The 8,466-nt window shown below is 64.4% G+C and carries 9 protein-coding genes; 5 read left to right on the forward strand and 4 right to left on the reverse strand.

All coding sequences use genetic code 11. From position 1 onward, the window contains the following. The coding region (locus tag RMO23_RS11160) for an AMP-binding protein (RefSeq protein WP_309681455.1) at positions 1-491 on the reverse strand (491 nt) is incomplete at its 3' end. 205 nt (positions 492-696) lie between these two features. Here RMO23_RS11160 and RMO23_RS11165 point away from each other — a divergent pair. The 5 genes from RMO23_RS11165 (at position 697) to RMO23_RS11185 (ending at position 4,643) form a co-directional block, all read left to right on the forward strand. Next, positions 697-2,202 (forward strand): protein adenylyltransferase SelO family protein, encoded by a 1,506-nt coding sequence (locus RMO23_RS11165; protein WP_309681457.1) that lies wholly within the window; start codon positions 697-699, stop codon positions 2,200-2,202. 45 nt (positions 2,203-2,247) lie between these two features. Continuing rightward, on the forward strand, positions 2,248-2,658 hold the full coding sequence (msrB, locus tag RMO23_RS11170) for a peptide-methionine (R)-S-oxide reductase MsrB (RefSeq protein ID WP_309681458.1): 411 nt from the start codon (positions 2,248-2,250) through the stop codon (positions 2,656-2,658). A gap of 192 nt (positions 2,659-2,850) precedes the next feature. Next, the gene (locus RMO23_RS11175) at positions 2,851-3,489 is read left to right on the forward strand and encodes a septation protein A (RefSeq protein WP_309681461.1); all 639 of its coding nucleotides are present in this window, start codon (positions 2,851-2,853) and stop codon (positions 3,487-3,489) included. Then, positions 3,486-3,779 (forward strand): BolA family protein, encoded by a 294-nt coding sequence (locus RMO23_RS11180; RefSeq protein ID WP_309681463.1) that lies wholly within the window; start codon positions 3,486-3,488, stop codon positions 3,777-3,779. Before RMO23_RS11175 ends, RMO23_RS11180 begins: the two co-directional genes overlap by 4 nt. 78 nt (positions 3,780-3,857) lie before the next feature. Then, positions 3,858-4,643, forward strand: coding sequence for a peptidylprolyl isomerase (locus RMO23_RS11185; RefSeq protein WP_309681464.1), 786 nt, complete (start codon positions 3,858-3,860; stop codon positions 4,641-4,643). Between the two features lie 66 nt (positions 4,644-4,709). Here the strand turns inward: RMO23_RS11185 and RMO23_RS11190 are convergent, their stop codons facing one another. The 3 genes from RMO23_RS11190 to purL form a co-directional block, all read right to left on the reverse strand. Continuing rightward, the gene (locus tag RMO23_RS11190) at positions 4,710-5,477 is read right to left on the reverse strand and encodes a heparan-alpha-glucosaminide N-acetyltransferase (RefSeq protein ID WP_309681470.1); all 768 of its coding nucleotides are present in this window, start codon (positions 5,475-5,477) and stop codon (positions 4,710-4,712) included. 26 nt (positions 5,478-5,503) lie between these two features. Further along, on the reverse strand, positions 5,504-6,352 hold the full coding sequence (locus tag RMO23_RS11195; RefSeq protein WP_309681466.1) for a phytanoyl-CoA dioxygenase family protein: 849 nt from the start codon (positions 6,350-6,352) through the stop codon (positions 5,504-5,506). A gap of 35 nt (positions 6,353-6,387) precedes the next feature. After that, the coding region (purL, locus tag RMO23_RS11200) for a phosphoribosylformylglycinamidine synthase (protein WP_309681468.1) at positions 6,388-8,466 on the reverse strand (2,079 nt) is incomplete at its 5' end.

Here is an 8,466-nt window from a genome sequence, read left to right on the forward strand (position 1 = left end):
CCCACCCAGCTTTCGTAGCTTTGCAGGTTGGGAACGCCGGAGTCAGCGGGCAGCTTGTCGGCGTCGCACAGCGCGATGTAGTGCTTGATGCTGGGGCAACGGCCGTGCACGGCCTGCACCAGCGGCAGAAAGCTCAGGTCAAAACACAGCACCTGGTCTTCGGCGTGGTTGGCAATCCAGGCAATCTGGTCGGGGTGCAGGCGCGGGTTGATGGTGTGCAGCACCCGGCCCGAGCCGCTGACGCCGTAATACAGCTCGAAGTGGCGGTAACCGTTCCAGGCCAGCGTGGCGACGCGGTCACCAAAGGCCAGCTTCAGGCCATCCAGCGCATTGGCCACCTGGCGCGACCGGCTGGCGGCGTCCTTGTAGGTGTAGCGATGCAGATCGCCTTCGACGCGGCGCGACACGATTTCGGCGTCCCCATGGTGGCGTTCGGCGAACTCGATCAGCGATGAGATCAGCAGCGGCTGACTTTGCATCAAACCTAACATGGTGTGTTTCCTTTCCTGCCCTGGGGGCGTGTTGTGAATTCAAATGCCTCGTGGCCGCATCGTACCCCGCACCTACGCCGCCTCGCCCCGGGGGAAATCCGAAGGCGAGCACCTTGGTGACAAGGCCGGGCACCCCTAGCCAGGCGCGGCCCGGGCTTTAACCCCTGCAACGCAGGGCCGTCGCCGTCATAAGACAATCGGAAGCATGACCTCTGCCACCGCCACCCCGCTTGACCGGACGACTGACACGCCCCATGCACCTGATACCGCCCCCCTGAACTGGCGCCACAGTTTTGCCGAACTGGGCCCGGCCTTTTACACCGAACTCCAACCCGCGCCGCTGCCCGCGCCCTACTGGGTCGGGCGCAGCCAGGCCATGGCGCGCGAACTGGGGCTGGGCGAGGCCTGGATGGAATCGGCCGACGCGCTGGCCATGCTGACCGGCAACCAGCTGGCGCCAGGTTCGAGGCCGCTGGCCAGTGTCTACAGCGGCCACCAGTTTGGCGTCTGGGCCGGGCAGCTGGGCGATGGCCGGGCGATTTTGCTGGGTGAGCTGCAAACCCCGCAAGGCCCGCAGGAAATCCAGCTCAAGGGCGCGGGCAGAACGCCCTACTCGCGCATGGGCGATGGCCGGGCCGTGCTGCGCAGCTCGATCCGCGAGTTTTTGTGCTCCGAAGCCATGCATGGCCTGGGTATTCCCTCCACCCGCGCGCTCTGTATCACCGGCTCCGACGCTGCCGTGCGCCGCGAAGAGATAGAGACCGCCGCCGTGGTGACGCGGGTTGCCCCCAGCTTCATCCGCTTTGGCCATTTCGAGCACTTCAGCTACAGCGAGCAGCCTGTCCAGCTCAAGGCGCTGGCCGACCATGTGATTGACCGGTTTTACCCGGCTTGCCGCGAAGCCAGCCAGCCCTATGCGGCGCTGCTGCAGGCCGTGAGTGAGCGCACCGCGCACCTGATGGCCGCCTGGCAGGCCGTGGGCTTTTGCCACGGCGTGATGAACACCGACAACATGAGCATTCTGGGCCTGACGATTGACTACGGCCCGTTCCAGTTCCTCGATGCGTTCGACCCCGGCCATGTCTGCAACCATTCGGACGCCGAGGGCCGCTACGCCTACAACCGGCAGCCCAACATGGGTTACTGGAACCTGTTTTGCCTGGGCCAGGCGCTGCTACCGCTGATGGACAGCCAGGAGCAGGCGCTGGCGGCACTGGAGTCCTACAAAACCGTGTTTCCGGCGGCGCTGGCGGCCCGGATGCGCGCCAAGCTCGGGCTGCCTGAGGAGCAGCCGCAGGACCTGGCGCTGGTGGAAAACACCTTCAAGCTGCTCGCCGCCAACCGGGTCGACTACACGATTTTCTGGCGTCACCTGTGCAGCTTTACCCCGCAAAGCGGCCACGAAGCGGTGCGCGACCTGTTCTTCGACCGCGAATCCTTCAATGCCTGGGCGCTACAGTATTCAGAGCGGCTTACGCACGTAGACAGTGGGCTGCGGGCCGATTTGATGCTCAAAAACAATCCCAGGTTCGTTCTGCGCAACCATCTGGGCGAGGAAGCCATACGCGCCGCGAAACTAAAGGATTTTTCCGGGGTCAACACCTTGCTGAGCGTGCTGCAGACCCCATTTGACGAGCATGAAGCGCACGAGCGCCTGGCCGGATTTCCGCCCGACTGGGCCAGTTCCATAGAAATCAGTTGCAGCTCGTAACAAACACGCCCCCCTGCCCACCCACGCCACAAGGACGCCCCAACCATGAGCCCCAAAATCCAGAAAACCGACGCCGAATGGAAAGCCCTGCTGGCCGAAAAAGGCGCCGAGCCCGCCGCCTTTGAAGTCACCCGCCATGCCGCCACCGAGCGGCCTTTTTCCGGCAAGTACGAAGACAACTATTCGCCCGGCACCTACCGCTGCATTTGCTGCGATGCCGAGCTTTTCGACGCCTCCACCAAGTTTGATGCGGGCTGCGGCTGGCCCAGCTTTTCGCAGGAGGTCAAGGCCGGCGCGATTGAAGAGCATATGGACCGGGCCCATGGCATGACGCGCACCGAAACCGTCTGCGCCAATTGCGGTGCCCATTTGGGCCATGTCTTTCCCGATGGACCGACCCCGACCGGCCTGCGTTATTGCATGAACTCGGCTTCGCTCGATTTCAAGCCAAAGTGAATGTGGCCCCCACGCTTGTCGCTTCGCGTACTGCGCTGCCCCCCGAGGGGGCCGCTGCGCCTGCGGCCCGGCAAAGCCGGTTCCGCGGCCCCTGCTGGTGTGAAGAGCAGGCATTACCCTCTCGTTTCGTTCACCCGGCTGCCGGATTCCAGCCCAGGCAGATGTCTGTAATGCCTCCGCGATAATCGCCCCATGAAACTTCTGTTCGACTTTTTACCGATTGCGCTGTTCTTCGGCATGTTCAAGTACGCCGAGGGCCACAAGGACTGGGCCGCCAGCACCGCCACCGAATGGCTGGGTTTCCTGGTGTCGGGCGGCGTGGTCGGGTTGGCCGAGGCGCCGGTGCTGCTGGCCACGGTGGTGGTGATCGTCGCGACCTTTGCCCAGATCCTGTGGCTCAGGCTCAGGGGCAAGAAAATCGACACCATGCTGTGGGTCAGCCTGGGGCTGGTCACGGTGCTGGGTGGCGCCACCATTTATTTTCATAGCGAGAGCTTCATCAAATGGAAGCCGACCGTGCTCTACTGGGTCATGGGCAGCGCCCTGCTGCTGGGTCAGCTGGTGTTCAAGAAAAACGGCATCAAGTCGCTGATGGGCTCGCAAATGACGCTGCCGGATCCGGTCTGGCGCAACGTCAACCTGAGCTGGGTGGCTTTTTTCACCGTGATGGGCTTCCTCAACCTCTGGGTCGCCTTTAATTTTCCGACCAGCACCTGGGTCAACTTCAAGCTGTTCGGCGGCCTGGGCCTGATGCTGGTGTTTGTGCTGGTGCAGGCGGTTTTTCTCAACAAGCATGTCAAGATGGACACTCCCCTGGACCCCACCCCATGACCGAACCGTACTCTGGCATCCAGCCGGTTTTTGTCGATGCCATCGAGCGGCAGCTCAGGGCGCAGTTGAATCCGACCCGGCTTGAAGTGTTTGACGAAAGCGGCGCGCACGCCGGTCACGCCGGCGCCAATGCCGAGGGTTTTGGCTCGCATTTTCGGGTGCGCATCGCCAGCCCGCTGTTTGCCGGCAAGAGCCGCGTGGCGCAGCACCGGCTTGTGTATGATGCAATGCAAAATTTCATCGACCAGGGCCTGCACGCGCTGGCGATAGAGATTGTCCAGTCCCCCTGAACGACCGCAGGAACGGTGTCAAGGCGCACAGCAAACCGGCCTGACCCGGCAAAAATTACCAACGATGACAAGGATCACATGAAGAAGCACTTTTTACTGGCGACTCTCGCGGCGGGCCTGCTCGCCTTTGGCGCCCAGGGCGCGCTGGCCCAGAACATCGCCATCGTCAACGGCAAGGCCGTGCCCAAGGCCCGCGTTGAGGCGCTGGCGCAGCAGGTGGCCAAATCGGGCCGCCCGGTCACGCCAGAGATGGAAGGCCAGTTGCGCGAAGAAGTCATTGCCCGTGAAGTGTTCATGCAGGAAGCCGAAAAACGCGGCCTGTCCGCCAGCGATGACTACAAGGTGCAGATGGAACTGGCGCGCCAGACCATTTTGATCCGCGAACTGTTTGCCGACTTCCAGAAAAAAAACCCGGTGACCGACGCCGACCTGAAGGGCGAATACGACAAGTTTGTGGCAGCCAACGGCGGCAAGGAATACAAGGCGCGCCACATCCTGGTCGAAAACGAAGCCGAGGCCAAAACCATTATTGCCAGCCTGAAAAAAGGCGGCAAGTTTGAAGACATCGCCAAGAAGCAGTCCAAAGACCCCGGCTCCGGCGCCAAGGGCGGCGACCTGGACTGGGCCAACCCGTCGAGCTATGTGCCCGAGTTCAGCGACGCGCTGGGCAAGCTGGCCAAGGGTCAGCTGACCGACACGCCGGTCAAATCGCAGTTTGGCTTCCATGTGATTCGCGTGGACGATATCCGCACCGCGCAGTTGCCGGCGTTTGAAGAAGTCAAACCCCAGATCGCCCAGCAGATGCAGCAGCAAAAGCTGGCCGCGTTTCAGGAAGAGTTGCGCAAGAAGGCCAAGATCGAATAAGGCGACCCGCCTTTTCACCCCAAAAAACGCGGCTCCGGCCGCGTTTTTTTGTGGGCGCGGCCGGTTTTAGCGCAAGGTTTTGAGCGCGGCCAGGGCCGTCAACACGCCAATCAGCACCGGCTGGTGCAGCATGTACCAGGACAGGCTCCAGCGTCCCAGCCAGGCCAGCGGCGCTGCCGCCGCCGGTATCGCGCGGCTGCCCCAGTGCGGCCGGCTGGCCAGCAGCCATTGCCCCGCCGCCATGCCCCACCACATCAGACCCAGCCAGGGCAGCAGCGGGACGTAGTCCTCGGTGATCGGCTTGCGGCTGACAAAACCCAGCCAGTTGAACCCGGAATTATTAAGAAAATCGGCTCCAGCCCAATAAGAATGAGCGTAAGCAGCTATGAATTTCATAGCGATTGCGAGCCCGCCGGCCAGCCACAGCCAGCGTCCCCAACCGGCGCTAAAGCGCACCACGATCAGCATCACGGCAATGCCGTGCAGCACGCCGAAGTAGATAAAGCTCTTCGGAAACATCCAGTACGAGCTTGCCGTGACCAGCAGCGCACAGGCGGCGACTTGCGCCCAGCGCCTCCAGAAACGCCGCGCGCTTTGGCCGCGCTGCAGCGCCACGGCCTGCCCCAGCCCGGCGCACAACAAAAACAGGCTGACGATGAAGGTGCGCTGCCAGGTCCAGAACGGGTCGCTGTAAAAGTCCTGCCTCAGGTAGCCAAAGTGATTGAGGTCAAAGCAAAAATGAAACAGCGTCATCCAGACGACGGCCGCACCGCGCAGGGCGTCTATCGTGTCAAAACGCTGAACGGCCGCGATGGGCGGGCCGGTCGGGCTCATGCGGGCTGGCGCGGCGCCCGGTTGTTTCACGACCGCTGGGGCTCGGCGGCGGCGGCTTCGGTTTGCTCCCAGACCTGCGGGAACAGTTCGTCAACCATGGGCGCGCCATCCGCCAGCCGCTCGGCCAGCCCGGCAAACGGCGGCGAGGTGCGCCAGGGTCGCACCGCGTGGCGCGCATCGTCGCCCAGGTAGCGGGCCGAGAACACGCGCCGGCGCGTACCTGCCCCGACACCGCTGCTCGCGTGCAGGGTCAGCATGTTGAAGGCCACCGCGTCGCCCGGCTCCAGCGCCCAGGCCAGTTGCCGGTACTGGTCGGGGTGGGCGTCAATCGCCGGCAATTCGGCCAGCGTGCCATCGGGAAACCATCTGGCCTGGCTGTCGCGAAAGGTGCGCGGCATGTACCAGGTGCCGGCGTGCGAGCCGGCGACAAAGCGCAGCGTGCTTTGCTGCGGCACCGGGTCCACCGGAATCCAGAAACTCACGTTCTGCCGGCCGCTGACGTTGTAGTAGGGCTGGTCCTGGTGCCAGGGCGTGGGCTGGCGCGTGCCGGCTTCCTTGACCAGCAGGTGGTCGTGGTAGACCCGGGCGGTGCGGCTGGCCATCAGTTGCGCGGACACGCGCGGCAGCTGCGATTCACACAGAATGGCGCGGTAGTCCGGGTTCGCTTGCCAGCTGCAGAAGTCTTCGACGAAGCGGCCCGGGTCATCGGGCTCGCTGGCCACCATCGCCAGCGGGCTGAGGTGGGCCAGGTTGTGCTCTATGCCCCGCGCCAGCCGCTGCACCTCGTCGGGGCTCAATACCCCGCGCAACAGCGCGGCGCCGTCGCGGGCAAAATCCGCCGCCGTCTGGGCGGGCAACTGGAATGAGGCAGCCATCTGCGAAACCCTTTCTTATTGGCGTTCAGCGGGGGTTAACCGACCCAGCGGCGGGCGTTGTGCCACAACTGCAGCCACGGGCTGTGGGCGCTCGGGTCCAGCGCGGTCCAGCTCATCTGGATGTTGCGAAACACGCGCTCGGGGTGCGGCATCATCGCGGTGAAGCGGCCGTCGGGCGTGGTCACGGCCGTCAAACCGCCGGCGCTGCCGTTGGGGTTGGCCGGGTAGGCTTCGGTCGCTACCCCATGGTTGTCGGTAAAACGCATGGCGGCAATCGCCTTGCCGGCATCGCCGCGGTGGGCAAAATTGGCATAGCCTTCACCGTGCGCCACCGCAATCGGCAGCCGGCTGCCGGCCATGCCCTGAAAGAACAGGCTGGGTGAGTCGAGCACCTCGACCTGGCTCAGGCGCGCCTCAAAGCGCTCGCTGCGGTTGGTGGTAAAGCGCGGCCAGGCCTCGGCACCCGGAATGATGTCGGCCAGCTCGGCAAACATCTGGCAGCCATTGCACACGCCCAGGCCAAAGGTGTCCTGCCGGGCGAAAAAGGCCTTGAACTGGTCGGCCAGCGCCGGGTTGAAGGTAATCGACCGGGCCCAGCCTATACCCGCGCCCAGCGTGTCGCCGTAGCTGAAGCCACCACAGGCCACCACGCCGCTAAAGTCAGCCAGCCGGGCCCGTCCGCTTTGCAGATCGGTCATGTGAACGTCGAAGGCGTCAAAACCGGCCTCGGTAAAGGCGTAGGCCATTTCCACATGCGAGTTGACGCCTTGCTCGCGCAGCACGGCAACCCTGGGGCGCGACAGGTTCAGTGCCGGTGCTTCCAGCGTTTTTGAGGGTTCAAACGTGAGCTGCACCTGCAAGCCGGGATTGGCCGGGTCGCCCACGGCGGCGTGCTCGGCATCGGCGCCGGCCGGGTTGTCGCGCTGCTGGCAAATCTTCCAGCTGACCGAGTCCCAGACCTGGTGCAAGTCCTGCAGCGAGGCCTTGAACACGGCTTTGGTGTCGCGCCAGACCTGCACCTCGCCCTTGCCGACTTCGAGCGCGGCATGCTCGGGGCGGGTCTTGCCGACGAAATGGCTGAACCGGGACAGGCCATGCTCGCGCAGGGTTTGCATGACCTCATTGCGCACCTCGGTACGCACCTGAATCAGGACGCCCAGTTCTTCGTTGAACAGCGCCTTGAGCGTCTGCTCTTCGCGGCGCGGGCCGACCTGCGTCGCCCAGTTCTTGCTGTCGCCGCTGTCCATGCGGCTGTCGGTGATGCCGTCACCCTCGACCAGCAGCATGTCGATGTTGAGCGACACGCCGACATGGCCGGCAAAAGCCATTTCGCAGGCCGCCGCAAACAGGCCACCGTCGCTGCGGTCGTGGTAGGCCAGGACTTGCCCTTGCGCACGCAAGGCGTTGATGGCATTGACCAGATTCACCAGGTCTTGCGGGTCGTCCAGATCGGGCACGGCGCCGTCTTCCAGATTCAGGCTTTGCGCCAGAATCGAGCCGCCCATGCGCATCTGACCCTTGCCCAGATCAATCAGGATCAGCGTGGTGTCGGCCTCTTGCGCGTTCAGCTGCGGCGTCAGCGTGCCGCGCACGTCGGCCAGCGTGGCAAAGGCGCTGACGATCAGCGACACCGGCGAGGTGACTTTCTTGCTGTTGGCGCCGTCGCTCCAGACGGTGCGCATCGACAGCGAATCCTTGCCGACCGGAATCGACACGCCCAGCGCCGGGCACAGTTCCATGCCCACGGCTTTCACGGTTTCGTAGAGCGCCGCATCCTGCCCCGGCTCGCCGCAGGCGGCCATCCAGTTGGCCGACAGCTTGACGCGCGGCAACTCAATCGGCGCGGCCAGCAAATTGGTGATGGCCTCGGCCACCGCCATGCGGCCCGAAGCGGCGGCCCCACCCGAGCCCACGGCGGCCAGCGGCGTGCGTTCGCCCATGCTCATGGCCTCGCCGGCAAAGCCGTGGTAGTCGGCCAGCGTCACGGCGCAATCGGCCACCGGCACCTGCCACGGGCCGACCATCTGGTCGCGGTGCGTCAGCCCGCCCACGCTGCGGTCGCCAATGGTGATCAAGAAGCGCTTGGACGCCACCGTCGGGTGGCTCAGCACGGC

The sequence above is a fragment of the Polaromonas sp. genome (genome assembly GCF_031411155.1).
Classification (GTDB): Bacteria; Pseudomonadota; Gammaproteobacteria; order Burkholderiales; family Burkholderiaceae_C; genus Polaromonas.